Source organism: Paenibacillus sepulcri, assembly GCF_042647105.1.
GTDB classification, from domain to species: Bacteria; Bacillota; Bacilli; order Paenibacillales; family Paenibacillaceae; genus Paenibacillus_Z; species Paenibacillus_Z sepulcri.
On record NZ_JBHRUP010000001.1, the window covers coordinates 1,023,052 to 1,046,822 of the forward strand.

Genomic DNA, 23,771 nt, shown 5'->3' on the forward strand with positions numbered 1-23,771 from the left:
CGCTGATTCATGCGGTCAAAGCGAGATATCAATATGTTTGCCTTTGTAAGGATGATTGTGTGCAGCCTGTTCAGAATGACCCGCTTCTTCCTGAATCGAGCCATCCCCGGCATTCCCGCGCCGCTTCCGCTTGGAGTGATTCCCTTGCTGAGGCTGGTCCTTGATACTCATTTTCACGCTCTGCTCGATCTCACTGTTTTTGCTCCGCAGCTGCTCCGTCTGTTTCACCGAATCGCCTTCGAGCCGGGTTTGATCGATGACCGGCTTTTGATTCAATTGGTTTTGAAGGTTTCCCTTCTCTTGTGTCCGCGGAATGGATACTTGCAAGTCTATAGACCGATAGGTCATCCGCTTCCCCTCCTGCACATAGCAGATCAAAGCTTACTTGAAGATATCCGCTATGATTTTAGTGATAAGGCGCTGTAATGATATCTCCATCCGAATAGCGGAACGATACGCGCTCGATAGGTTCCTTCACGAAACGCGTGTAACGTCCAATAACAATTTTGGTTCCGCCATAGATGATATTGACCGCATCCACCTTGGCGTTGTCCGTGTCCTCCAGCGATTTTTCGATTTCCAGAATCCGTTCACGAAAACCGGACATCTCTTCATTCGATTGGCGCTTGGTTGCGCCAAGCTTGATGCGCATGCCCATCTTATCCTGAGGCAGCTGCCCGGCCGCCGCCAATTGATCAAGAAGCGTCAGTGCCTTATCGGTCTTGTCCAGATTATCCATCAGCTGTTTAACCTGGCGGCGCAGTTCAAGCAGCTCGCTTCTCAGCTCAGGTCTGACCCCTACCTCAATGGCGGTTGCCGTAGACATTGTATTGCCGATCGTGCGAGCGACAACACGCTCTCCCGCCTGCACCATACCGCCAACAATCAATCCTTTTGCCCCGCTGCATACGACGCTATGTCCCGCTCTTACATGTGAGTGCATGATGCTTTGGGTTACCAGAACATCTTCCATAGCGGAAACATTTCCGTCTTGAATGAAGGAGCTTTTTACATTCTTGCCTGCCCGCACATATCCTTTATTGCTGGCCAAAATGCCGCCAGTTACTTCGATCGATCCATCCGACTCCAGCTCGGCCCCTTCAACACCGCCGATGACCCGGATATCTCCGGAAGCTTTTATACGAAATCCCGTCAGCACATTGCCTCTTACGACAACAGTGCCGACAAAATCGATATTGCCAACCCTATAGTCAATGTCCCCGTTCACTTCATATACGGGAAACACATTGATTTTGTTCTTGTCTGTCATGGTAATAAGACCGTCAATTGCTGCATACAACGCTGTTTGCTCCGGATTGACAACAACATTTTTACCTAATTTAAAATAAGCCTCTTTGCCATTTTTACAAGGCAGATCTTCTCCAGTAACGGTTTTCCCCATTTGACCCTCGGTCGCAGGAATTTTCTCTGCGATGAGCTGCCCGCGAAGAACATTTTTCAGCTGATTCACTTCTTTAAAATCAACCTTGCCGCCTTCAATCTCGGTAGGTTTATGCTGTTCTTCCTTCATGTTCTGAATGAAACGAATGGCCCCGTCCTGCCCGTTCTTGGCCGGCAGCCCTTGTGCAATAACTGTTTGCTTATAGAAAAAAAGGCTTGGCTGCTGCGCTATCTGCTGAATCACCTCGGTTTTGAGTCCGTAAAAAATCCCGTGGCTGCGTATATATTCCTCAAGCTGGTTCGGCGTACAGGCGAATTTCTCGTCCGCTGCGTTGAATTGCAACAATGATGTCAGTTTGTCCTGCGACAACTGGACGACAATGTAAGCTTCGAGCGTTTCGGAAATTGACACTGCTGATCCCCCTTCAAACTAATTTTGCATCAATTGATCCTTCTGTTTATCAAGTGCCCCCCGTAACCGTAAAATAGCTTTTGAATGCAGTTGGGAAATTCGAGACGGAGACAAGGACATGACTTCAGCTATTTCACTTAACGACAGCTCTTCATAATAAAATAAGGAAACGACGGTTCTTTCTTTCTCGGTCAGACGCTCTATACCGCGCACCAGCGATTCCTTCAAAAAGAACTCATGCACCTTATGGTCGGGATTTTTGGCTTTTTCATCAACCAGCAGCGATAACCGGGTCTCCGAATCTTCCTCCCGTATCGGATCTTCCAGTGAACAAACCGTCGTCACTGCAATTTCCTGAAGCATGTGCCCGAATTCCTTCTCGCTGACATTCAGATAATTGCTTATCTCGGAATCTGTAACAGAACGCAGCACTTTTTGCTCCAGAAGCTGGTAGGCCTCTTCGATCTTTTTCGCTTTTTCCCGCACGGAGCGAGGCACCCAGTCTCCCTGGCGCAGCCCGTCGATAATAGCTCCCCGGATTCTCCATGAAGCATACGTCTCGAACTGCAGGCCCCGGCGGTAGTCAAACTTCTCAATGGCATCAATAAGACCCATTACCCCATTGCTGGCCAGATCATCTTTGGATACATTTTTGGGCAAGCCAATCGCCATCCGGTTGCTGACATAATCGACCAGCGTCAAATAAAACTCAATCAGCCTTTTTTTTGCTTCAATGTCTCCGTCTTCTTTCCATTTCCGCCAAATCTCGATGTTAGACAAATGAGGCGCTTTCGGCTCAATCATCGTTTCACCCTCCTGTCAGGTGACGAATGGCTTTTGCCAATTCTTCAGGCTCTTTGTTTTGTGTTGATACAAGCTTGGGAGGCGTAAGAGGCTGAAAGGGCGCTTGCTCTACCGCATCCGTCTTTACGTTCCCATCCAATTGCATTTTCAACATATCATGTAACTGATCGGTTTCATCCGGCGTCGACACATCAAGGGTGCTGCCTTTATTCTCATCCATGGACTTGCCAGGTTCCTCGCCGGCCTCCCGGGTGTTTCCCCGTAAGCTGGCAGCTAATAATATACGGAATAGAAACGCCAGCGCAAAAAATGCGATAAAGGCATAAACAGACCGCAGAACGGAAACTTCAAGCCCATTGCTGCCGAGCGAAAATAATAACGTAAGCACGCCCCCGAACAGGCCGAGTCCAACGTTCCAGCGCCATGTTCCAATCATGTTAAATCTCCTTTACACCAAACTGGACGCTTCTGATGCTTAAAACGCCGCTAAAGCCGTCAAACTCGATGGTTCTTCCGTAATTCCCGCCCGTATCCTCCGATTGAATCGGGATGGATAGTTTTGCCAATACAAGTTTGCATGACTCTACATTGCGCGGGCCAATCCGCATCGCATCGCTTTGCGAGGCAAAAGCGAACATCTGAGCGCCGCCAGCCATCTTGGCGATTAGTCTGGCAGAGACGGCTCCAGCCTGCTTCATTTTCTCAATAAGCTCTGGAATCGCAGTATCCGCGTATTTGGCGATATTAAAGGAAGCTTCACGCGCAATACCCGAAGAAGGCAGCATCACATGCGCCATACCGGCGATCTTCGCCCGTTCGTCAAAGAGGGTCAGGCCCACACATGATCCAAGGCCGGATGTTTTGAGCGTGCTTCCATCGCTTACGATATTCAGATCGGCCATGCCTACTTTTACTACATTTTGCTGTATCATTCGATCGGCACTCCCAGGGAGCTGAAGATTTTGTCAAACGACTCCGGATCCGGTATGAGAAAGAAATGCCCTTCGAGCTCTTCTTGCCCCTCCAGAAACGTTGTATCAATCAGAAGTGCCGAATCGCCCATCTCCCCGTACTGTGTAATTCCATAGCTCATAATGGCACCTGCCATATCGACCGTAATGGCCGGAACAGTTGGCGTCATCGAAAGCTTCGTGAAGTCCGCAAGAGAGGAGAGATAGGAGCCAGCCAATATGTTGCCGATCTCAGACAAGGCGGAGAATTCCATTTCCGAGTAGCCGGAATCCGCCTCTACCGGTATGGACAGCAGGTTCCCGAGCAGCTTTTTGGCAGAGTCCTCTTTAATGAGAAAAAACATGCTTCCTGGAGCGTCTCCTTCTACCCGGAGGAATACGGCTACGACAACCTGTTCGAATCCTCCGACTCTGTCGGCGACCTGCTCGAAAGGAATTAGGCTGACAGTAGGTACATTCATATCAACTGGCTTGTCCAGGAGTCTCGAAAGAGCAGTCGCGGCGTTCCCGGCGCCGATATTTCCGACTTCTTTCAACACATCCATTTTAAAGCCCTCTAGATTCAGCAGCGGGTTCACCTGGTTATTCCTCTAACTGCTCAAGCTGAATGATTTCCTTTTTATTCAACACTTCGGACAAATTCAGCATAATGAGCAGCCGGCTATCTCCAATCTTGGCAACCCCCTGCAAATATTTGGCCTGAATGCCGCCAACGACTTCAGGAGGAGTGTCAATATTGTCTGTGTCAATATCGATGACGTCATTTGCCGTGTCTACAATAAAACCCACTTCCAGATCATCAACAGCGACGATGACGATTCTGGAGCTTTCCGTTGCTTCCGATTCCTCAAGACCAAATCGGCCCCGCAAATCAATGACGGGAAGAACAACGCCGCGCAGATTAATGACACCCTTTATAAATGAAGGTGTTTTGGGAACCCGGGTAATTGGAATCATTCGTTCAATGGTACGAACTTTTTCAACTTCAATACCGTATTCCTCCGACGCAAGTCCAAAGACGATCACTTTAATTTCCTCACCCATGCTTAAATCCCCTCCCGAGAGTATCTGTGATTCATCTTGATGGCCTGCTGCAGACAGCAAGCCTTGCAATTACTTGATAAGCGCATTCGGATCGATAATCAGGGCTACCTGACCATCCCCGAGTATAGTCGCTCCCGAGACAGCTTCGATGTTGGTCAAATACTTGCCGAGTGATTTCAATACGATCTCGCTCTGGCCGATAAACTCATCCACCGTAATGGCGCCCATTTTATCACCTTTGCGGATGACGACAATTTCCGTTTCATCCTCTTTATCCTCAAAGAACGTCGTGGACTCCATAACCTGGCTAAGCGATATAACCGGGATAACCGCGCCGCGGTATTCAATCATGCGGTTGCCATGAATTTTACGGATATGCTCTCTGCGGATAATGCCTGTCTCTACAATAGAAGAAAGCGGAATCGCATACTTCTCGCTGCCTAATTTAATCAGCATAGCCGAGATAATCGACAGGGTAAGCGGAAGCTGGATCGAAAACTTGGTTCCCTTGCCAAGCTCCGATTCGACGGTTACATGCCCTCCAAGCGTTGCGATTTTGGACTTTACCACGTCCAGGCCGACGCCCCGCCCGGAGATATCGGAGATCTTGTCAGCTGTGCTGAAGCCTGCCGCAAATATCAGCATATTGACTTCGTTATCCGTCAGACGCTTGGCTTCATCCGGTGTAATAACTCCGTTCTTGATCGCTGTTTGCTTGACTTTCTCGCGGTTGATGCCGCGTCCGTCTTCCTCAACTTCGATGAAAACATGGTTGCCGCTGTGAAATGCCCGCAGATTGACGCTGCCTACCTCAGACTTGCCTGCAGCGATGCGGTCGGCAACCGGTTCGATTCCATGATCAAGCGAATTGCGAAGCAGATGAACGAGCGGATCGCCTATCTCATCCACGACCGTTCGGTCAAGCTCCGTGTCCGCGCCGGAAATAACGAGATCGACTTTCTTATCCAATGATTTGGCAAGATCGCGCACCATCCTTGGAAACCGGTTGAAAACGGACTCCACAGGCACCATCCGCAGCTTCAGTACAATATTCTGCAGATCCCCGCTGACACGGGTCATATGCTCGACTGTTTCATTTAGATCGTTGCGCCGGATCTCGCTGGCCAACTGCTCCAGCCGGACACGGTCGATAAGCAGCTCGCTGAAAAGATTCATCAGCGCATCCAATCTTTCGATATCAACGCGGATAGTCCGGGATGCATTGCCCGGGGCCGTTTGTGCCGGAGCTGCCGGGGTCTGGGGCCGGACAGCAGCGGCAGAGGAGTCAGCAGCAGACGGTGCTGCTTGAACGGCGGGGGCAGGTGCCTGAACTGTACTTTGCATGCTTGCTGCCGTCTGCAAAACAGCTCCGCCGATCTGCATCAGTGTGTCACGATCAAGCGCTGTAACCGCCGCGCTCTCGATTTCAGAGACGGATTCGATGCCCTTTTGCAGCTCGTCGCCGCTAATATTTGCGATCGTGAAGACGGTAAACGAACGTTCAAACTTTTCCTGCTCGATATCCTGTACGCTTGGGGAGGATTTGACCACTTCCCCGTTTCGCTCCAGAAAGTCGAAGACCATGTAGGCTCTTGCCGCTTTGAGTACGCAATCCTCACGGATGGTAACCACAACGTGAAATACGGAGAGTCCGCTTTCTATGGACTGCAGCAGGATCGAGGACTGGAATTCATCGAGCATCGCAGAACTGTCTCCAGCTCCGCTTGGTGACGATTGTGCAGCAGAACCGGACGGCTGATCCTTCTGGTACTCCCCTTTGACAATGGCTTTGAGCGCAGCCACGATTGGCGTAACATCGGCCTTGCCTGTTCCGCCGGCAATAATGTCCTGAACCATCGACTCAAGAGCGTCCAGACCTTTAAACAGCGTGTCAAATATAAAGCTGTCCATTTTGAGCTTGCTGTTGCGGACCAAATCCAGAACATTCTCCATCTCATGGGTGAGCGATGCCAAATCTTCATATCCCATTGTTGCCGACATCCCTTTGAGCGTGTGGGCAGAACGGAAAATGACCTGGACAATGCTGATGTCCTCAGGATCGCCCTCCAGCTTTAGCAGGTTTTCATTAAGCGACTGCAGATGATCATTCGATTCATCAATAAACATTGATAAATAGGCGTTCATATCCATTTCAAGGCACCTCCTGTTGAAATATTTTCCAGGCGAATAATGGTTGCTTCTATCTCCTGACCGCTACTATGAGCGCAGGAGCAATTTGCCGCAGTGGAACAATCGACTTGGCAACACCCGCTTCCACCGCTGAGCGGGGCATGCCGTAAACAACGCAGGTCTCCTCCGCTTCCGCAATGGCGCTTTCCCCACCGCTTGCATTGAGAGCCCGCATCCCTTTCATACCGTCGCTCCCCATGCCTGTCATAATGACGGCATGGCGTTTTAATTCGGGGAAAGCAGCGCAGGATTCAAACATGACATCCACCGAAGGACGGTGTCCGCCCTGCGGAGGCTCCTCGGTAAGCTTGATGAAGTACCCGCCTGCATCCTTCGCCAGCTTCATATGGTAGCCTCCGGGTGCAATGTATACCACCCCGGCATACACCCGCTCATCCTGCTCCGCTTCCCTGACATGGACGGAACTGAATGTGTCCAGCCGCTGGGCCAGCGAGCGTGTAAATTTAGGCGGCATATGCTGGACAACCAGCACCGGCGCCGGCAAATCCCCCGGCAGGGCGGATATGACTTCGTGCAGGGCACGGGGGCCGCCTGTTGAGGTGCCGATTGCAATTAGATGGCGAAACGTGCTGGCAGGCGCAAGCTTCGCTTTCAGGCGTGGTACTTCAAGCTCCATTTCTTGAAAAGGTTCCAGCGGACAGGATTCATCCGTCTGAGGATAAGGAAGCTTATCTTTAGCCTCCTTATCCTCCGCGTTCTTCGTTGTTTTTGCAGCAGGCAAAGCATTTTCCTCTTTATTTGAAACAGGCGGTTTCGCCGGTTTGCGCGGTTTCAGCACTTGCTGCAGATCTTCCATTGCCTTAGCTGCCGCCGCAGCCGGCTTTTGTGCCGGTTGCACAGGGTTGGCCAGACGTTTGGTCATGACGGCAATCCGCATTTTTTCCAGCAGCTGCTCTGCAACGGTATGAATATCAGGCGACAATGGCCCAGATGGTTTGCGGATGAAATCGAAAGCCCCGTACTGCAGCGCCTTGATCGTTTCTCTGGCGCCATCGTCACTTATGCTGGAAAGCATGATGATCGGAGCCCTGTAAATACGCATGATTTGTCTTAAGGCTTCCAGGCCGTTCATCTCCGGCATTTCCAGATCCATCGTGATGACATCCGGCATCCATCGTGCCACAGACTCAATCGCTTCCCGCCCGTTAGCCGCGGTGGCAACAATCTCGAACTTGGGATCAGTGGCGATGATATCGCATAAAATTTTGCGCATGAATGCGGAATCATCTACCACGAGTACCCGATGAGCGTTCATAGGTGTTTTTCCTCCCTGTAATCAAAGGATTATTTCATCAGCCTGAACATCTTGTGTAAAAATCCTTTGACTCCATTGTTGGCAGAACCCCCAGCATCCGGGACTGCCATGAAACGATTCGCAATATCCAGAATGGATTTGGTGGCGTCGCTTCCTGGATAGGCAATGGAGAACGGAACCTGTTTTTTGACCGCTTTGGTCACATTCGGATCATCGAGAACGATACCCAGCATAGGCAGCTTTATATCCAGAAACCGTTCAGCGACCATGCTTATTTTGTCGGCAGCAGCCTTGCCTTCTTTATGATCCATGGCCCTGTTCACGACAAGCTTGAATTCGATTTGATGATCCATCGCTTTCACCATTTTGATCAGCGCATAGGCATCTGTGATGGATGTGGGCTCCGGTGTTGTAACAACAAAGGTTTCCTGGGCTGCGACAATAAACTTGACGGTTTCCCTGGAAAGCCCCGCTCCGGTATCAAAAATGATGACGTCGTACTCGCCGTGCAGTTTGCCGATCTGTTCCTCAAAATAGTCCAGCTCCGCAGGCGTCAAATCCAGCAAATCCTTGAAGCCCGAGCCTCCCGCAATAAAATGCAAGCCGCCAGGACCTTCTTCTATAATGTCCCAGATCGTTTTTTGCTGTTTGAGCAAATGGTACAGGTTATACGGTGCGGAAATGCCCATCAATACATCAATGTTGGCCATCCCGATATCAGCATCGAAGACCAACACCTTGAGTCCCAGCTTCTGCAGGGCCAGGGAGAAATTCAGGCTGAAATTCGATTTCCCCACACCGCCTTTGCCGCTTGTCACCGTTATGACCCGGGTTGTCCTGCCTTGATTTTGCAGCTCCCGGCTGCGCACCATGTGACGGAGCGCTTCCGCCTGGTCATTCATCCCTTGCCGCCCCCAGTAACTGTTCAATGTATCTCTCGGTGCGGAATGCGGCAATATCATCGGGAACGGTTTGTCCGTAAGCTATGTAAGCCGGTTTCAGACCGTGCTCCATGACAAGATTCAGAATGGCTCCATAGGAGCTGGTTTCATCCTGTTTCGTAAAAATGGCGCTTCGTATGCCATATTTGGCAAAGTTTTCTGCAACTGCCGACATATCCTTATACTTGCCGGTTAAACTGAGCACCAGATAGGATTCAGCATGTTCGCTTGATTGAAGAAGGCTGTTTACTTCCGATACGTAAAGCTCATTGCGGAAATTCCTGCCTGCCGTATCCATAAACACCAGCTCCCGATCCTGAAGCTGAGTGAATGCCCGGGCTACCTCGGAGGGTGAGAACACCACTTCGAGCGGCACATTCAGAATGGTCGCATAGGTTCTAAGCTGATCGACAGCGGCTATCCGATACGTATCGGAAGTGATGAATCCAACCTTCCTTCCAGCCTTCAATGTCTGTTCCGCAGCAAGCTTGGCAATTGAAGTGGTTTTTCCTACTCCGGTCGGACCTACGAAATGGACGACTCTCGTTGACTTGTTGATACCGGAGCCTTCGAAATCATCCAGCCACTGACCCAGCGTTCTGCCCGCCGCCGCCCATACGGCCTGATGGCTGGGTTCTGTCAGATTCTGTGCTTCCAGCTGCTCCTGAACAGCATCCAGGCATTTGTCAATCCAGGCTGCTTCAACCTCCTGACCGTTCAGTCGGTCATACAACGCCTGCAGCGGCTCCGGCCAGGTTTTCAGCTGCTGCTGCTTGGACATTTTGACAATCCACTGCTTCATATCCATGATTTCATCCATCAAATCGCGATCGGAGATCTTCCTGGCGGAAACCGCAGCGGTTCTTTCCACTGGAGGCTCGATCTTCGGTATTTGCTGGTTCAAAGCAGCCTCATGGGAAGCCTGTACGGGCTTGATCTGCACGGATACAGGCGAAGCGCCTGCCTGCTTCTGAATCGAATTCGCGTATTGGGCAGCTGCGTTATTCATGCTTGTTGTCTGCTGAGCGCCAAGTGCCGCAATCGTCCCCAAAGCTGTATGGGCTGCAGCTGACGTCTGCCTGGGCTCTACAGGCTGCTGCTGGCGGGCCGCAGGTGCAGGCCTTGCGCTGCCTGCACTTTCCACAGCAGCGATTACTTCCATCTTCTTCTTGCTGAACATCCCGAGGAAGCCGCCAACACGGATGACTTTTGTCCCCAGGATGACGGCATCGACACCAAGCTCGCTGCGGATCATGGGCAGAGCATCGGGCACAGCGTTTACTATATAGCGCTTCACCTTCATAGATTAACCACCCCGATGCTCTGGACTTCAACACTGGGCTCAAGCTCGCTGTAGGAGAGTACCGGAATGTCCTGCATCGTCCGTTCCACGATTTGCCGCAAATACATCCGGATTGTGGGCGAAGCCAGAACAATGGGCTGATAACCGGATTGAATCAGCTTGCTTACCTGCTCATTCAGCTTCTGATAGATCGTTTGGGTAGCCATTGGATCCATGGCCAGATAGCTTCCCTGTTCGGAGCTTTGAACCGATTCCGCGATTTTCTTCTCTAATGAAGGACCGACCGTTATGACGCGCAGCGTATCGCCATTTTGCGAGAACTGCTGTGTGATTTGGCGGGACAATGACTGTCTCACATACTCGGTCAAAATATCGGGATCCTTGGTATAGGTGCCATGATCGGCCATCGTTTCAAATATGGTAACCATGTCGCGAATTGAGATTTTCTCACGAAGAAGCTTGGACAATACTTTCTGGATATCGCCTATCGTCAATATGGAAGGGATAAGCTCATCGACGAGCGCTGGATAAGCCTCCCTAACATTGTCCACAAGCGCCTTTGTTTCTTGTCGTCCAATCAGTTCATGCGCATGCCGTTTAATGACTTCCGTCAAATGCGTTGCCACAACAGACGGAGGATCTACAACAGTGTATCCGGTAAGCTCAGCCCGTTCCCTGTTCGCTTCATCGATCCAGATGGCCGGCAAGCCAAAAGCCGGCTCCGTCGTCTCGATGCCAACAATCGATTCGTCATCGAATCCAGGGCTCATGGCTAAATAATGATTAAGCAGCAGCTCGCCTCTGGCGACCGTATTTCCTTTAATCTTGATCACATATTCATTTGGCTTCAGCTGGATATTATCGCGGATCCGGATAACCGGCACCACCAGCCCAAGCTCCAGAGCGCATTGTCTGCGTATCATGATGATACGATCCAGCAAGTCGCCGCCCTGCTGCGTATCCGCAAGGGGAATCAGACCGTAACCGAACTCAAACTCAATAGGGTCAACCTGCAGCAGGCTGATCACACTCTCTGGACTTCGCACCTCTTCAATTTGCTGTTCTTCCACCATCATATCTTCTTCAACCTGCCGTTTGACGAGCGATTTCTGCATCCGGTAGCCCGCAAAAGCCAGCAATGCGGCAAAAGGCAAGGTCGCAACCGGGCCAATTGGTGTGAAAATCCCAAGCAATGAGATAGTTCCCGCAACAATATAGAGCAGCTTCGGATAACGGAACAATTGATCGGTGAGATCCGAAGCAAGATTCCCATCGGATGCCGCCCGCGTAACAATCAGGCCTGTTGCCGTGGAGATCAGCAGTGCAGGAATTTGACTGACAAGCCCGTCACCGATCGTCAGGATCGAGAAGGTATGAAGCGACTCCGAGAAAGACATGCCGTGAATCGCCATCCCGATAATAAAGCCGCCCAGCAAGTTGATAATGAGAATAATGATGGATGCGATCGCATCCCCCTTAACGAATTTGCTGGCTCCGTCCATGGAGCCGTAGAAATCCGCTTCCCGTTCAATCTTATGGCGGCGTTCTCTGGCCTGCTGCTCATTAATGAGGCCGGAATTCAGATCCGCATCGATGCTCATTTGTTTTCCCGGCATCGCATCGAGGGTGAAGCGCGCCGCGACTTCAGCAACGCGCTCGGAGCCTTTGGTAATAACAATAAACTGGACAACCACGAGAATTAGGAACACGACAAAGCCGATCGCGATTTCCCCGCCGGCCACCCAGCTTCCGAACGTATGAACGACTTTACCTGCTTCTCCGTACTGCAAAATATTACGGGTCGTCGAAATATTGAGCGCCAGCCGAAAGAGAGTTGTAATCAAAAGCAAAGCGGGAAAGATGGAGAACTGCAGCGCATCCTGCGTGTTCATGGATATGAGCAAAATTGCCAGCCCAGCGGAGATATTGACGATTAATAATACATCGAGCAGTCCGACGGGTATCGGGATGACCATCATGAGAACGATGCAGATGATTCCGATTAAAATGGTCAGGTCCCTTGCCTTCATGACTTTCCCTCCTCCACTAGAAAATACTTCAAGTCCGTTAAAAGCAGACTTTTTTGTAACTTTTTCATTTCACTCTGCCTTTAAGCTTATATACGTATGCCAGTACTTCTGCCACAGCTTGGAACAAATCAGCCGGAATCGTCTCTCCGATTTCCGCTCTTTCATATAAAGCTCTGGCAAGCGGCTTATTTTCCATTGTGATAACGCCGTGCTCCTTCGCCGCTTCCCTGATTCTCAAAGCGACAAAATCCATACCCTTGGCGACAACTGTAGGAGCTTCCATTTTGGAACTGTCATACTGCAGGGCAATAGCAAAGTGAGTCGGGTTGGTAATAACGACATCGGCCTTAGGCACATCCTGCATCATCCGCTGCAGCGCCATTCTGCGCTGGCGTTCGCGAATCTTGCCCTTGATGAGCGGATCGCCCTCGGATTTCTTGTGTTCATCCTTAATGTCCTGCTTGGACATTTTCAGGCTTTTCTCATGCTCATACTTCTGATAAAGAAAATCGAAGACGGCGAGGATGATCAAAACGGCGCCGATTTCAAGTCCGAGCCGGATCGTGATGCTGGCCACATAGCTGAACATGCTCTCCACTGGAACGCGCGCAAGCGATAGAATATGACCGCGTTCATTCCATAGGGTCAAATAGACGATGAGTCCGATCACAAGCAATTTCAAAATATTTTTGACAAATTCGGCAACCGAGCGCATGGAAAATATATTTTTGAAACCTTTGAGCGGGCTAAGCTTGCCGAGGTCCATTTTCAAGGATTCGCCTGTCAGCAAGAACCCAAACTGCAGATAATTGCCGAGCAGCGCCACGATAATGGCGATGGCAAACATCGGCGCCAGCAGCATCAACCCCTGCATGATCAAATCGGAAAACATGCTGATCACGTTGCCAACCGATACATCCATCAAGAGATCCTGTTCCAGCATCAGACCAAACATAAGGATAAGCCGCTGCTTGTAATAACCGCCCAGCATGATGAAACTAAAAAAAATGAACATCATGATGAACGCGCCGGGAAGCTCGTGACTTTTGGCAACTTGACCTTTTTGGCGGGCTTCATCCCTCTTTTTAGGCGTTGCACGCTCCGTTTTTTCCTGTGAAAACAGCTGTAAGTCGAGCGTCCAACGATACGATCGCATGATCGTGAGCCCTCCTTGCCTTAAGTTGCCGGATTTCGAATGATGCCCAGCAGTTCTTGAATGGCTGCGAATAATTGCGAGAACAAATGTTCAAAGATGGCCAGCATACCCGGAAGCAATATAACGAGCATAAGCAGCCCGATGATGATTTTGAGCGGAATGCCGATAACAAACACATTATATTGCGGGGCCGTGCGCGCAAGAAAACCAAGCCCGACATCCGCCAGAAACATGGCAACCACAATCGGCGCGGACATTTGCAAGGCAAGCATGAAGGTTTCAGCAAATGTATGGACAAGAAAGGTTGAAATGTTGCCATTATAGATATGGCTGAACAACGAATTCGACAGCGGTATCCATTCATAACTGTCTAGTAAAGCCATAATCAGAAAATGATGACCGTTCACGGATAAAAAAATGAGGGTCGCCATCATAAATTTCAGATTCGCGATCAATGGCGATGAAGCCCCTGTCATGGGATCTATGACATCCGCGATGCCAAAGCCGATCTGCAGATCCATAAATCCGCCGGCGGTCTGAATCGCAGCAAAAAATAGATAAGCTGTGAATCCCAGCAGGACACCCGCCAATATTTCGCGAATGATCGCGAGAATAAACGAGGCATCCGGTACGACGGTTTGCTTCAATCCATAGGTCATGAACACGATGATCGATAACATAAAACAAAACCCGATTTTGAACGTCGTCGGCACCGTTCGTGTAGAAAAGACAGGGGCCACGACGAAAAATGATGTTATTCGACAAAAAATAAGCAAAAAAACAGGGAAACCTTGTACGAACACCTCCATCGATTCACAGCCTATCCGATGTATTTATATAAATTATTCAGCAGATTGTAAGTGAAATCGACCAGCGTGTTCAAAATCCATGGACCAAACAGCAAAATCGAAAGCAGAACGGCGACTATTTTCGGGATAAAACCAAGTGTCTGCTCCTGAATCTGGGTCGTCGCCTGGAAGATGCTTACAAGCAGCCCTACCACAAGACCAAGCACCAACATGGGTGCGCTAGCTTTAAGCACCGTGTATACCGCTTGCCCAGCTAAACCGATAACAAAGTCTGAACTCACGGCTATACTCCTTCCCTGACAGGCATTACGTGTTGAAACTTAGCAGCAGCGACCTGACAATCAGATACCATCCATCGACAAGAACGAACAGCAGGATCTTGAACGGGAGTGAAATCATGACCGGCGGAAGCATCATCATCCCCATTGCCATCAGCGTACTGGCCACAACCATGTCGATGATCAGAAACGGAATAAAAATCATAAATCCCATTTGAAACGCCGTACGCAGCTCGCTCAAGGCATAGGCCGGAATGATAACCGTAATCGGGATGTCCTCATAGGTTTCAGGCTTCGCGGTCTTGGTATAATCCATAAACAGGAGCAGATCTTTCTCCCGTGTCTGGTTAAACATAAATTTTTTCATCGGTACTGCCGCTTGGGAGAGCGCCTCGGTCTGCGTCAGTTCTCCCTTCAGGTAAGGCTGCAGGGCCACATCATTCACTTGCCCCAGCGTCGGGGCCATGATAAAAAAGGTGAGGAACATGGCCAACCCGATTAAAACCTGATTGGGCGGCATCTGCTGCGTACCGAGTGAGGTACGGACAAATCCCAGCACAATAACAATCCGTGTAAAGCTGGTCATCAGAACAAGTATAGCCGGCGCCACACTGAGCACGGTAATGATCAGCAGCAGCGAGATCGCGCTTGTTCCCGGACTCTCCCCGCCGTCGCCGATATCCAGACTGATGTTGGGCAAAGGCTCGGCAAAGGCGTGAGATCGAAACAAAAGCGCCATCAACTGGATTGCAAAAAACGATAGTATGATTTTTTTGTTCATTCATCCAACAACCGATCATTATGATTTTGCTCTTTAAGCAGATCTTCCACCTTTTGCTTCTGATCCGATTGACGCTTCATCTTGCTCTGGAGCAAATCCTGAAATGAGGATGCTGCTTGCCAAGGTTCGTCCGATGGCCCGGAAGACTCCCTCCGGTTCCGGAAACGGTTCAGGAAATCCGTGACGGATGGGGAATTCCACTGGCGCCCATTCTGCAGCTCAATCGCATCCAATATGGCCATTGCGGCTTCGGGATCATCTATTTTATCAAGCAGCGTAATGCTGTCAGCCACACCAACAACATAAACGCGGCCGGATAGTTCAACCACCTGCAGTGACTTGTTCTGGCCCAGCGGAATTCCGCCTAATGAACGAAGAGCCCGGTTGCTTCCCCAACCCCGGTTCTTGTTGGAAAGCCACTTGATCAGAAGGACAATCAGGCCGATTACCAGGGCAAGAGCGACAATAACCCATATCAGGTAACCAATGCCGGGTCCGGCAATATCCCCAGGCATCTCATCATTTACTGCCGCCGCTGCTGATACCTTTGCCGTCATTATCCATCCGCCCGCTGCAAATCCCGCAAGCCTTAACCCGCTAATTTGTTTCATAAGCAAACTAACCGAGCGTTTTCTTGATGGCTTCTATTACCCGGTCAGCTTGGAACGGCTTAACAATAAAATCCTTGGCTCCCGCTTGAATGGCGTCGATAACCATAGCCTGCTGCCCCATGGCGGAGCACATAATAACTTTGGCATTGCCATCGATTTTCTTGATTTCTTTCAGTGCCACAATACCGTCCATTTCGGGCATCGTTATATCCATCGTAATCAGGTCGGGCTTTAATTCCTTGTATTTCTCAATTGCCTGTGAACCGTCCTGCGCTTCTCCGACTACCTCGTAGCCATTCTTCGTTAAAATGTCGCGGATCATCATTCTCATGAACGCAGCGTCGTCTACGATCAAAATGCGGTTTGCCATCGTTTGTTCCCCCTAATTGTTTGTGCAACTGGATGTTATTGAAGCTTTGCAATACGATCCCATTGGCTGACGATATCAGTGACCCGGACGCCAAAATTCTCATCGATAACGACAACCTCGCCTTTGGCGATCAATTTGTTATTGACCAGAATGTCGACCGGCTCTCCTGCAAGCTTGTCCAACTCAATGATCGAACCCTGCGACAACTCAAGAATATCCTTAATTTGCTTTTGAGTTCTACCTAATTCTACTGTGACTTTAAGCGGAATGTCGAGCAATAAATTTAAGTTTGAATCATCCGGCTGAACGTAATTCGCACCCTGAAAATTCGCGAACTGCACAGGCTGTACGTTAACGTTCCGATTCGGCATTCCACCGTAGGTTTGCGGTCCATTTTGCTGTGGTGCAGCGTACTGCGGCGGCATTGGAGGAACATTCGCAGCAGGCGGTGCCATTGGTGCTTGCGGCACTTCCGGGGCTGCAGCATAGGCTGGCTGTCTCGGCGGCTCTGAATAAGCTGCAGGGGCTGCAGGGGCTGTCGATGCGGCAACCGGAGCCGGATCGCCAACGCCTCCCATAAGCGTATCAACCATTTCCTTGGCGAACGGAATAGGCAGAAGCTGCATAATAGTAGAGTCGATCAGATCGCCAATCGTCAAACGGAATGCAATTTTAATGAAGGTATCATCAGGCGGGAGCTGATCCACCCCTTCACCGTTGGAAATGTTCAAAATATCAATGCCCGGAGGCGAGATATTGACAAACCGATTAAAAATCGTGGACATGGATGTCGCTGACGATCCCATCATCTGGTTCATGGCTTCCTGTACGGCACTGATATGTATCTCGTTCAAAGCTTCCTCCGCCGGATTCCCATCACCGCCAAGCATCAGATCCGCGATGATTTGCGCATCCTTGGTTTTAATGACAAGCGAGTTGATCCCTTGAAAGCCATCCACATAATGAACGGAAACGGCAACATGCGGTTTCGGAAACTCTTCATCAAGCTGGGTGCGCGTAATGATCGAAACCTCCGGTGTTGTAATATCAACTTTCTTGCCGAGCAATGTGGATAACGCAGTAGCCGCGCTTCCGAAGGTGATATTGCCGATTTCCCCGAGGGCATCCTGCTCCATGGCATTCAAATACTGGTTAAGTTCCAGCTGGTTCCCCTTTGAATCCGGCATGTCCGGCATATCGGAGGATTGACGCAGCAGGGCATCAATTTCTTCTTGTGATAAATAATCTTTACTCGTCATAGTCGTCCTCCACTCCCTCACTGACCACTTCATCGATTTGCACAGCCAAGCGATCTTTGACTGAACCCGGACTGCCGATAAATTTCAATTTATCGCCGACCTTCAGATCCAGTCCCTGACCGATCGGTTTATTCAATGCGATAACGTCTCCTACCGCAAGACCCAGAAACTCACGGATCGAAATACTGGATTGACCAAGCTCGGCCACAATCGGCAGCTTTGCTTTGCTGACCCGCTGCTTCAGCACTTCTACCTCTTCCGGAGCACGTGTTTTCTTCTGTGATACAAACCAATGATGGACAGAGAGTCTCGGCATAATCGGTTCGATGACAACATGAGGTATGCACAGATTAATCATCCCCGTCGTATCGCCAATCTTCGTACTCAATGAAATCAGAGCGATCGTTTCATTGGGAGAAACGATTTGCATGAATTGCGGGTTGGTTTCCAGCGCTTCCAGCCTTGGCGATATATCGACAATCGTCTTCCATGCTTCCTGAAGGCTCTCAAAGGTACGGCTGAAAATCCGCTCCATGATAATGGTTTCGATCTCTGTCAGCGCATTGATCTTGGATGGGGCGACACCCTGACCTCCGAGCATCCGGTCCAGCATCGCATACGCAACATTGGGGTGAACCTCCATAACCATCCGGCCTTCAAGCGGCTCTGCTTCGAAGATATTCAGGATCGTCATCTTCGGAATGGAGCGGATAAACTCATCATAGGGCAGCTGTTCCACCTGGACGACACTAATTTGCACAAACGTACGAAGCTGTGCCGAGAAATAAGTCGTCAAATATCGCGCGAAGTTCTCGTGTATCCGGGTAAGGCTTCGGATATGATCCTTCGAAAAACGGACCGCACGCTTAAATTCGTAAGAGCGAATTTTCTTCTGCGTCTCTTCCTTTTTCAGTTCTTCCGCATCCATCTCTCCGGATGATAAAGCAGCAAGCAACGCGTCAATCTCGTTCTGCGATAAAACATCAACCAACTATTTCACCCCCTTCAATGGAATGCTCTTTAAGCCTTATAGCTAGAGTTTGGTTACGATAAAGTTTGTGATCTCCACTTTTATAAGCTTGCCTTTTGGCAGCACCGGATTAATCAGATTGAGCAGCTTGGAGCTCAGCTCGTCTTTTCCCTTGGAGCCGTTGATCTGCTCAGGCGTCATGTCTGATAGTGTACGGATGATGATCGGACGAATTTGGATTTCTTTTATTTTGTCGAAATCTTCTTTGGTTGATTTCTTGTCCATCTGAAAAGCCAAACCCATTACAGCAATGTAATCGGGTTCGGATAGATTGGTCTTGATATCGGTCAGCTCGCTGGTCACTTCGACCCGCTCGTCGGCGTTAAGCTTCTCCACCTTCACGCTATCCGCGTTGCTTGCCGCTTTGGCAGCAGAGTCTTTTGGCTCGTCTCCGCCCATTAAAGATTTGTATAAAATAACAGCTACAACTGCGATAAGCGTTATCGCGAGCAAAATCGTAATTAACCAGGGCAGCATTTTCTTCATGTCAAAGGTCCCTCCGTTTGTCCGCTCTTAACGTTCGCCGCATAGACGCCGATAGAGTGAAGATAAGCCTGCATGGAGGAAATCACTTCAGTCGCTTTCTCCAAAACCAATATTTTTTTCCCCGTTGTTAGCGTAATAAGGGTATCCGGTGTCTCTTCGATCGTTTCAATGAGAAGCGCGTTAATATAAAAATGTGTTCCGTTCAAACGCGTTACGTTAATCATGGGCTCCCTCCCTAACCTGTCAGGGAGACATCAATGTCTCCCCTACGGCATCCTGCCTATCGTTTTAAGTTAACTACCTCTTGCAAAATTTCATCGGATGTGGTGATAATCCGCGAGTTGGCCTGGAATCCGCGCTGCGCCACGATCATCTCCGTAAATTCGGAGGTCAGGTCAACGTTTGACATTTCCAGCTGTCCGGCTATGAGAGCTCCTGTTCCCGCTTCAAGATCGCCAGGGAATGTCAGCGTCTGATCGTCGCCCTCCGGGTTGGCATTTTGCGTCACTTTATACAAGCTGCCTCCGATCTTCTCAAGGCCTGAAGGATTGACTACTTTCATCGCAGCTAACTGGGCAATGACTGAACTTGTGCCATCAGGAGCCACACCAATGACAGAACCATCCTGCGCGATCGAGAACGATTTTACAGCTGCAGGATCCATAACGATCTGAGCCCCGCCACTGTCCAGCACGAACAGTCCGTCACCGTTCACAAGCTGTCCAAGCGCATCCACTGTAAAATTACCGGCCCTCGTCAAGTACCTTGTCGTACCGTCGTCAGGGGAAACGACAAAGAATCCGTCTCCGTCAATCCGCACATCGGTTGGAACATTCGTCGTCATGGCACTGCCCGGCGTATGGATGGTATCAATGGAGCCAATCGCAACGCCCAGACCAATCTGCTTGGCGTTCACTCCGCCTGTAGTCGCATCTTCAGGGCGTGTAACACCCGATACTGATTGACTCAGGATGTCTTTGAACATGACGCGCCCGGCTTTAAAGCCGACCGTATTCACATTGGCAATATTGTTGCCGATAACGTCAAGCTTGGTTTGAAATCCGCGCATACCCGATACTCCGGAATACATCGATCTTAACATGCTTGTTTTGCCTCCTCATTCGTTCTGGTTTCGAAATCCATTCCATCCGGCCGCTTCCGTCGATCAGCGGCTAATTGGCTTCCTCCATGAGGTCCAGCCGTTTCGTTTATGAGACAATTACTGCGCTGTCGATCTGGGTAAATACATTGCCCTGAAGCGAGCTGCCGTCAAGTGCAGTGACTACCGTTCGGCTTGGAATGTTCACGATCATGGCAATATCCCGATAAACAACCAATGAATCCTTGGCCCCTTTTGTAGCAGCCTGGTCAATCGCGTTCACGATTTTGGTCAGCGTTTCTGGCTTGAATGAGATCCCCCGCTGCTCCATCCGCTGCTGCGCGTGATGGCTGAACTTCAGAACATTGCGGTCCAGAACATCCTTGAACGATGCGGCTCCTGCCGTCTTTTCCTGCGGCGGCGTTTTGCGCAAGCCAGGATTCGTATTGGACAAGCTAAGATGACCAATTTTTATCTGGTCATTCATGGGCAGGCTCACCACCTTCGGCGGCTGGGTCGCCACTTTCTGCAGGCTGCTCATCGCCTTCACCGGCAGGTTCCCCGGCATTGGTGATTGAAACTATGTTGTCCAGGTTGATATCTTGATCGCCTATTCTGGCATACTGCACGCCTTCGGTGACGATGATCGAGTCTACGATTCCGGTCTTCGGAACAAGCTCTCCGTTCTCCCCATTCTCATACCATTGAACTTCCTTGCCGATCATCGTCGAGGCCATCCCGAGATTCTGGCGGAGCTTGGTTAATTCCCCTGACATGCTCATGAGCTGCTCAACGGATGAGAACTGTGCCATTTGAGCAATAAAATCTTTATCTTCAAGCGGCTGCATGGGATCTTGATTCTGCAGCTGAGTGAGAAGAATACGTAAAAATTGATCTTTTCCAAGTGTGTCGTCTTTAGGTTTGGCCGCAGCATTTTGCACATTGCTGGAAGAGTAGTAAGGCCATACATTGCTGGTTGAGATCGCATCATTCGCCATTCTCGCTTCACCTCCATTCCTTAAAGCATTTTGCAAACCCGGGTAATCCTTACGCTCTTGCATGAATTCCACGGCCCAGACCCATGTGACGGTCCACAGCCTGATCAACAGCCAATTCTTCCAAATCCGTATCAAAGCTTGATATGCCGCCGAGTGCGTCATCTTTTCCCTTGCCGCGCTTGCCGGACTGCTGGTCTCTACCGCTTTGCCCTTGACGATCCTGGAACAGACTGGTTTGAACCGTGTTCTGCGAAACCTCAAGCTTGTCCACTTGAAGACCTTGTGTCAGCAGCGAAGCACGCAGCTGAGCCATCTGGTTCTCCAGCATATCCTTGGCTGCTGACGTATCCGTCATAAACATAGCAGTCAACAAACCGTTCTGGACGGTAATCCGCACATCAACTTGTCCAAGATGCTCCGGAAACAAGGAGATGCGTGCTTCCGATACACCATCTGCCGACGAAACATGAAATTGCTTCACGATCAGATTTTGCATGTTTTCAGCAAACTGCTGGACCGGAACGGGCTGTACGAGAAGCGGTTTGGCCATTTGGATCTGACGCTGCAGCTCCTGATTGGCTGTAACAACCGGCGTTTCCGTTCCAAAGCCCTCCGCGATTGCCGCTCCAGGGTCCTCCGCCGCCAGCACCTTCTCCTCAGAAGAAGCATGGTTCGTCAATACGCCAACATGGAACAATTGATGAGCCATCCGCTGCAAGTGTACGTTGGGTGCCGGTGCTGCCGTTAATATGGGACGAAGAGAATCAAGCACTTCCTCGCTTATTCCCGTAAAAGCCTGAGGCAGGGCAGCAGTCTGTTTCTTGCCGTCCAGTTTTTGCTCAACCTCGGTCAGCTGTTGGCCTACCGCCGCGAGCAGGTCGCGATTTGTTTTGCCGTTTTTTCCCTGCTGAAGCAAGGATCGGAGATCAACAAGGGCATCCTGAAGACCGGCTTTAAGCACAGCAACCGCCTCGCTATTATCCACTTCAGGAACAACCGGCGGCTGTATAGAAGGTTGGACCGCAGCGGCAGACAGTACATTGAGGGTTGGCTGAACAACTGCGGCTGTGGCTGAGCCTGTGACCACATCGACCTGGATTGGTAAGTCAGTGGTCGGAAGCTGTTCATTCTCCGTTCCGCCAGACTCAGCAGCAGGATCAGTAACGGGCTGCGGGATGAGCGGAACAGCACCAAGCATGGCAAGCAAATCCTCAACCTGCTTAAGCGCATCCGTCAAATCCTCTTTGGATACCGACGTATCTCCATCTTCCTCATCCAGGGAATCCAGCTTCTTCAGAAGTTCTGTAATGGCGGCGATCAAGTCGGCCGCTGAAACATTTTCGCCGAGCAGCGCAGTCAGCTGGGCAGCATCCATCATTTTTCCAGTGGAAACTCCGCCTTCTGCGGCTTGCGAAGTCCCGGCATTGCTGCCTGTAATGGTTTGGACTAAGGTTTGGACAAAAGCATCGCTTCCGGACTGCTTGGCTGAAGCCGTGCCAGCCTGTGCCGAAGATGCGCCGGGTGCCGCTTGAGAAATAGGCATTTGCATTTTTATTTCACCTCCTTTCCAAGAAGCCCTCGATAGGCGCATATCCCTACTTGCCTGTCATCAATTTCGAAACAAGCTGTGCAGTAATATCTTTATTCAAGCCTGACATGGCTGCGACAATTCGGGATCGTGCAGCGTCATCCACTGTATTTAGAATGCGAAGTACCTTGCTCGGACTTACATCGGCCATTTTCAGCAGCAAATCTGCCGCGCTGTTGGCGTCCATGGTGTTGAAGGTTGCCTTGAGCTGATCCTTGTCCAGCACAGTTACCGTTTGTGTGGCGGCCGTGTCCTGCTGCTTGATGCGCGCCTGCAGCGCTGCAATCTGGCGGTCCTTGGCGGTCTTGCCATCCTTAAGCATGACAGTTGCATCAGCCGCGACCTTCGGGGTCATTTTCTCCAAAATTTTCACACGGTCATCCGGACGCATGGCATCCAGGACGAGCACAGCCTCTTCGATTGTCATACTTTCCAGAATCGGAGCCGCTTTGCTCGGTGTAATTTTTGCATACATACTTGCCAGCTCAACGATTTTGTTTTGATACTGCTCATCGTCCAGCTGCTTGGCCGAGTTAGATGCCTTAAGCTGATCGACCTCCGCCTGCAGATCCTTGATTTCCTGCGACTGTTTCGTCTTGGCTTCTTCCGCCTGTTTAAGCGATGCATCCTTCGCAGCAATCGAAGCCGTCAGCTCGGCAATCTTGGCTGTATTGTTAGTATTGATTGTTTGTTCCTGATTCTTGTCGCTCTCCTCGCCGGCAACCGACGGCTCAGGGAGAACGTCTCTCAGTAAGGGAATCGCATTACCTGCCTCAAGCGCCTTATTCCGCAAATCGAAATCAAACAAAGTAACCAGTACGCCAAGCAGTACAATCGTAAATAAAATAGGGGTAACAAAAAACATAAACTTCTCAAAACCGCTGTACCCTTGCTTTTCATTCTCAATATCCGCCAAGTTTACCCCTCCCTCGGG

General features: G+C 50.2%; 27 protein-coding genes. All 27 read right to left on the reverse strand.

Features of this window, described 5'->3' with window-relative positions:
* Positions 1-15: 15 nt before the first annotated feature.
* The 27 genes from ACFOLF_RS04550 to ACFOLF_RS04680 all read right to left on the reverse strand — a co-directional run bounded on the left by ACFOLF_RS04550 (position 16) and on the right by ACFOLF_RS04680 (position 23,753).
* Positions 16-348, reverse strand: a complete 333-nt coding sequence (locus ACFOLF_RS04550; RefSeq protein ID WP_210041155.1) for a hypothetical protein — start codon at positions 346-348, stop codon at positions 16-18.
* Positions 349-406: 58 nt separating this feature from the next.
* Positions 407-1,813, reverse strand: a complete 1,407-nt coding sequence (locus tag ACFOLF_RS04555) for a DUF342 domain-containing protein (protein ID WP_210041157.1) — start codon at positions 1,811-1,813, stop codon at positions 407-409.
* 18 nt (positions 1,814-1,831) lie between these two features.
* Positions 1,832-2,617, reverse strand: a complete 786-nt coding sequence (locus ACFOLF_RS04560; protein WP_210041159.1) for a FliA/WhiG family RNA polymerase sigma factor — start codon at positions 2,615-2,617, stop codon at positions 1,832-1,834.
* A gap of 4 nt (positions 2,618-2,621) precedes the next feature.
* Positions 2,622-3,053 (reverse strand): hypothetical protein, encoded by a 432-nt coding sequence (locus tag ACFOLF_RS04565; RefSeq protein WP_210041161.1) that lies wholly within the window; start codon positions 3,051-3,053, stop codon positions 2,622-2,624.
* A 1-nt stretch (position 3,054) separates the two neighbouring features.
* Positions 3,055-3,549 carry a chemotaxis protein CheD gene (locus ACFOLF_RS04570; RefSeq protein WP_210041163.1) on the reverse strand — a complete coding sequence of 165 codons (495 nt, stop codon included), beginning with the start codon at positions 3,547-3,549 and terminating at the stop codon, positions 3,055-3,057.
* Entirely contained in the window at positions 3,546-4,133 is a 588-nt protein-coding gene (locus tag ACFOLF_RS04575) for a chemotaxis protein CheC (protein ID WP_210041165.1), read from the reverse strand. The genes ACFOLF_RS04570 and ACFOLF_RS04575 overlap by 4 nt, the downstream gene beginning before the upstream one ends.
* A gap of 37 nt (positions 4,134-4,170) precedes the next feature.
* Positions 4,171-4,632 carry a chemotaxis protein CheW gene (locus ACFOLF_RS04580; protein WP_210041167.1) on the reverse strand — a complete coding sequence of 154 codons (462 nt, stop codon included), beginning with the start codon at positions 4,630-4,632 and terminating at the stop codon, positions 4,171-4,173.
* 69 nt (positions 4,633-4,701) lie between these two features.
* Positions 4,702-6,783 (reverse strand): chemotaxis protein CheW, encoded by a 2,082-nt coding sequence (locus ACFOLF_RS04585; protein WP_210041169.1) that lies wholly within the window; start codon positions 6,781-6,783, stop codon positions 4,702-4,704.
* 49 nt (positions 6,784-6,832) lie between these two features.
* Entirely contained in the window at positions 6,833-8,098 is a 1,266-nt protein-coding gene (locus tag ACFOLF_RS04590) for a protein-glutamate methylesterase/protein-glutamine glutaminase (protein WP_210041171.1), read from the reverse strand.
* A 29-nt stretch (positions 8,099-8,127) separates the two neighbouring features.
* Complete coding sequence (locus ACFOLF_RS04595) at positions 8,128-9,000, reverse strand: MinD/ParA family protein (protein ID WP_210041173.1); 873 nt, start codon at positions 8,998-9,000, stop codon at positions 8,128-8,130.
* Positions 8,993-10,342, reverse strand: coding sequence for a flagellar biosynthesis protein FlhF (flhF, locus tag ACFOLF_RS04600; protein WP_210041175.1), 1,350 nt, complete (start codon positions 10,340-10,342; stop codon positions 8,993-8,995). The genes ACFOLF_RS04595 and flhF overlap by 8 nt, the downstream gene beginning before the upstream one ends.
* Positions 10,339-12,372, reverse strand: a complete 2,034-nt coding sequence (flhA, locus tag ACFOLF_RS04605; RefSeq protein ID WP_210041177.1) for a flagellar biosynthesis protein FlhA — start codon at positions 12,370-12,372, stop codon at positions 10,339-10,341. The genes flhF and flhA overlap by 4 nt, the downstream gene beginning before the upstream one ends.
* Before the next feature lie 64 nt (positions 12,373-12,436).
* Entirely contained in the window at positions 12,437-13,528 is a 1,092-nt protein-coding gene (flhB, locus tag ACFOLF_RS04610; protein WP_210041179.1) for a flagellar biosynthesis protein FlhB, read from the reverse strand.
* 20 nt (positions 13,529-13,548) lie between these two features.
* On the reverse strand, positions 13,549-14,337 hold the full coding sequence (gene fliR, locus ACFOLF_RS04615) for a flagellar biosynthetic protein FliR (protein WP_210041181.1): 789 nt from the start codon (positions 14,335-14,337) through the stop codon (positions 13,549-13,551).
* 11 nt (positions 14,338-14,348) lie between these two features.
* On the reverse strand, positions 14,349-14,618 hold the full coding sequence (gene fliQ / locus ACFOLF_RS04620) for a flagellar biosynthesis protein FliQ (protein ID WP_210041183.1): 270 nt from the start codon (positions 14,616-14,618) through the stop codon (positions 14,349-14,351).
* A 25-nt stretch (positions 14,619-14,643) separates the two neighbouring features.
* Positions 14,644-15,396 carry a flagellar type III secretion system pore protein FliP gene (gene fliP / locus ACFOLF_RS04625; protein ID WP_210041185.1) on the reverse strand — a complete coding sequence of 251 codons (753 nt, stop codon included), beginning with the start codon at positions 15,394-15,396 and terminating at the stop codon, positions 14,644-14,646.
* Positions 15,393-15,953 (reverse strand): flagellar biosynthetic protein FliO, encoded by a 561-nt coding sequence (locus ACFOLF_RS04630; RefSeq protein WP_210041188.1) that lies wholly within the window; start codon positions 15,951-15,953, stop codon positions 15,393-15,395. Before ACFOLF_RS04630 ends, fliP begins: the two co-directional genes overlap by 4 nt.
* Positions 15,954-16,014: 61 nt before the next feature.
* Positions 16,015-16,377 (reverse strand): response regulator, encoded by a 363-nt coding sequence (locus ACFOLF_RS04635; protein ID WP_188992526.1) that lies wholly within the window; start codon positions 16,375-16,377, stop codon positions 16,015-16,017.
* A 35-nt stretch (positions 16,378-16,412) separates the two neighbouring features.
* Positions 16,413-17,636 (reverse strand): flagellar motor switch phosphatase FliY, encoded by a 1,224-nt coding sequence (fliY, locus tag ACFOLF_RS04640; protein WP_210041190.1) that lies wholly within the window; start codon positions 17,634-17,636, stop codon positions 16,413-16,415.
* Entirely contained in the window at positions 17,626-18,627 is a 1,002-nt protein-coding gene (fliM, locus tag ACFOLF_RS04645; protein ID WP_210041192.1) for a flagellar motor switch protein FliM, read from the reverse strand. Before fliM ends, fliY begins: the two co-directional genes overlap by 11 nt.
* Before the next feature lie 42 nt (positions 18,628-18,669).
* Complete coding sequence (locus ACFOLF_RS04650) at positions 18,670-19,152, reverse strand: flagellar basal body-associated FliL family protein (RefSeq protein WP_210041194.1); 483 nt, start codon at positions 19,150-19,152, stop codon at positions 18,670-18,672.
* The gene (locus ACFOLF_RS04655) at positions 19,149-19,376 is read right to left on the reverse strand and encodes a flagellar FlbD family protein (RefSeq protein WP_210041196.1); all 228 of its coding nucleotides are present in this window, start codon (positions 19,374-19,376) and stop codon (positions 19,149-19,151) included. The genes ACFOLF_RS04650 and ACFOLF_RS04655 overlap by 4 nt, the downstream gene beginning before the upstream one ends.
* A gap of 56 nt (positions 19,377-19,432) precedes the next feature.
* The gene (gene flgG / locus ACFOLF_RS04660) at positions 19,433-20,254 is read right to left on the reverse strand and encodes a flagellar basal body rod protein FlgG (protein WP_210041198.1); all 822 of its coding nucleotides are present in this window, start codon (positions 20,252-20,254) and stop codon (positions 19,433-19,435) included.
* Positions 20,255-20,360: 106 nt separating this feature from the next.
* On the reverse strand, positions 20,361-20,738 hold the full coding sequence (locus ACFOLF_RS04665; protein WP_210041200.1) for a TIGR02530 family flagellar biosynthesis protein: 378 nt from the start codon (positions 20,736-20,738) through the stop codon (positions 20,361-20,363).
* Positions 20,731-21,249 carry a flagellar hook capping FlgD N-terminal domain-containing protein gene (locus ACFOLF_RS04670; RefSeq protein ID WP_210041202.1) on the reverse strand — a complete coding sequence of 173 codons (519 nt, stop codon included), beginning with the start codon at positions 21,247-21,249 and terminating at the stop codon, positions 20,731-20,733. Before ACFOLF_RS04670 ends, ACFOLF_RS04665 begins: the two co-directional genes overlap by 8 nt.
* Before the next feature lie 49 nt (positions 21,250-21,298).
* Positions 21,299-22,798: a flagellar hook-length control protein FliK gene (locus tag ACFOLF_RS04675; RefSeq protein ID WP_210041204.1), complete on the reverse strand. Its 1,500-nt coding sequence runs from the start codon at positions 22,796-22,798 to the stop codon at positions 21,299-21,301.
* A 46-nt stretch (positions 22,799-22,844) separates the two neighbouring features.
* A complete protein-coding gene (locus tag ACFOLF_RS04680) occupies positions 22,845-23,753 on the reverse strand; it encodes a MotE family protein (RefSeq protein ID WP_210041206.1) in 909 nt (302 codons plus the stop codon).
* Positions 23,754-23,771: the final 18 nt, after the last annotated feature.

Excerpts from the sequence above, each read along its gene's own strand:
- ACFOLF_RS04675 (WP_210041204.1), bottom strand. The coding sequence starts at position 22,798 with ATGCAAATGCCTATTTCTCAAGCGGCACCCGGCGCATCTTCGGCACAG.
- ACFOLF_RS04635 (WP_188992526.1), bottom strand. The coding sequence starts at position 16,377 with ATGGCAAACCGCATTTTGATCGTAGACGACGCTGCGTTCATGAGAATG.
- ACFOLF_RS04630 (WP_210041188.1), bottom strand. The coding sequence starts at position 15,953 with ATGACGGCAAAGGTATCAGCAGCGGCGGCAGTAAATGATGAGATGCCT.
- ACFOLF_RS04575 (WP_210041165.1), bottom strand. The coding sequence starts at position 4,133 with ATGGATGTGTTGAAAGAAGTCGGAAATATCGGCGCCGGGAACGCCGCG.
- ACFOLF_RS04565 (WP_210041161.1), bottom strand. The coding sequence starts at position 3,053 with ATGATTGGAACATGGCGCTGGAACGTTGGACTCGGCCTGTTCGGGGGC.
- ACFOLF_RS04655 (WP_210041196.1), bottom strand. The coding sequence starts at position 19,376 with ATGATTAACGTAACGCGTTTGAACGGAACACATTTTTATATTAACGCG.
- ACFOLF_RS04650 (WP_210041194.1), bottom strand. The coding sequence starts at position 19,152 with ATGAAGAAAATGCTGCCCTGGTTAATTACGATTTTGCTCGCGATAACG.
- flgG (WP_210041198.1), bottom strand. The coding sequence starts at position 20,254 with ATGTTAAGATCGATGTATTCCGGAGTATCGGGTATGCGCGGATTTCAA.
- ACFOLF_RS04580 (WP_210041167.1), bottom strand. The coding sequence starts at position 4,632 with ATGGGTGAGGAAATTAAAGTGATCGTCTTTGGACTTGCGTCGGAGGAA.
- flhA (WP_210041177.1), bottom strand. The coding sequence starts at position 12,372 with ATGAAGGCAAGGGACCTGACCATTTTAATCGGAATCATCTGCATCGTT.
- ACFOLF_RS04570 (WP_210041163.1), bottom strand. The coding sequence starts at position 3,549 with ATGATACAGCAAAATGTAGTAAAAGTAGGCATGGCCGATCTGAATATC.
- ACFOLF_RS04560 (WP_210041159.1), bottom strand. The coding sequence starts at position 2,617 with ATGATTGAGCCGAAAGCGCCTCATTTGTCTAACATCGAGATTTGGCGG.
- flhB (WP_210041179.1), bottom strand. The coding sequence starts at position 13,528 with ATGCGATCGTATCGTTGGACGCTCGACTTACAGCTGTTTTCACAGGAA.
- ACFOLF_RS04550 (WP_210041155.1), bottom strand. The coding sequence starts at position 348 with ATGACCTATCGGTCTATAGACTTGCAAGTATCCATTCCGCGGACACAA.
- fliY (WP_210041190.1), bottom strand. The coding sequence starts at position 17,636 with ATGACGAGTAAAGATTATTTATCACAAGAAGAAATTGATGCCCTGCTG.
- ACFOLF_RS04670 (WP_210041202.1), bottom strand. The coding sequence starts at position 21,249 with ATGGCGAATGATGCGATCTCAACCAGCAATGTATGGCCTTACTACTCT.
- ACFOLF_RS04665 (WP_210041200.1), bottom strand. The coding sequence starts at position 20,738 with ATGAATGACCAGATAAAAATTGGTCATCTTAGCTTGTCCAATACGAAT.
- ACFOLF_RS04590 (WP_210041171.1), bottom strand. The coding sequence starts at position 8,098 with ATGAACGCTCATCGGGTACTCGTGGTAGATGATTCCGCATTCATGCGC.
- fliR (WP_210041181.1), bottom strand. The coding sequence starts at position 14,337 with ATGGAGGTGTTCGTACAAGGTTTCCCTGTTTTTTTGCTTATTTTTTGT.
- flhF (WP_210041175.1), bottom strand. The coding sequence starts at position 10,342 with ATGAAGGTGAAGCGCTATATAGTAAACGCTGTGCCCGATGCTCTGCCC.
- ACFOLF_RS04595 (WP_210041173.1), bottom strand. The coding sequence starts at position 9,000 with ATGAATGACCAGGCGGAAGCGCTCCGTCACATGGTGCGCAGCCGGGAG.
- ACFOLF_RS04585 (WP_210041169.1), bottom strand. The coding sequence starts at position 6,783 with ATGGATATGAACGCCTATTTATCAATGTTTATTGATGAATCGAATGAT.
- fliP (WP_210041185.1), bottom strand. The coding sequence starts at position 15,396 with ATGAACAAAAAAATCATACTATCGTTTTTTGCAATCCAGTTGATGGCG.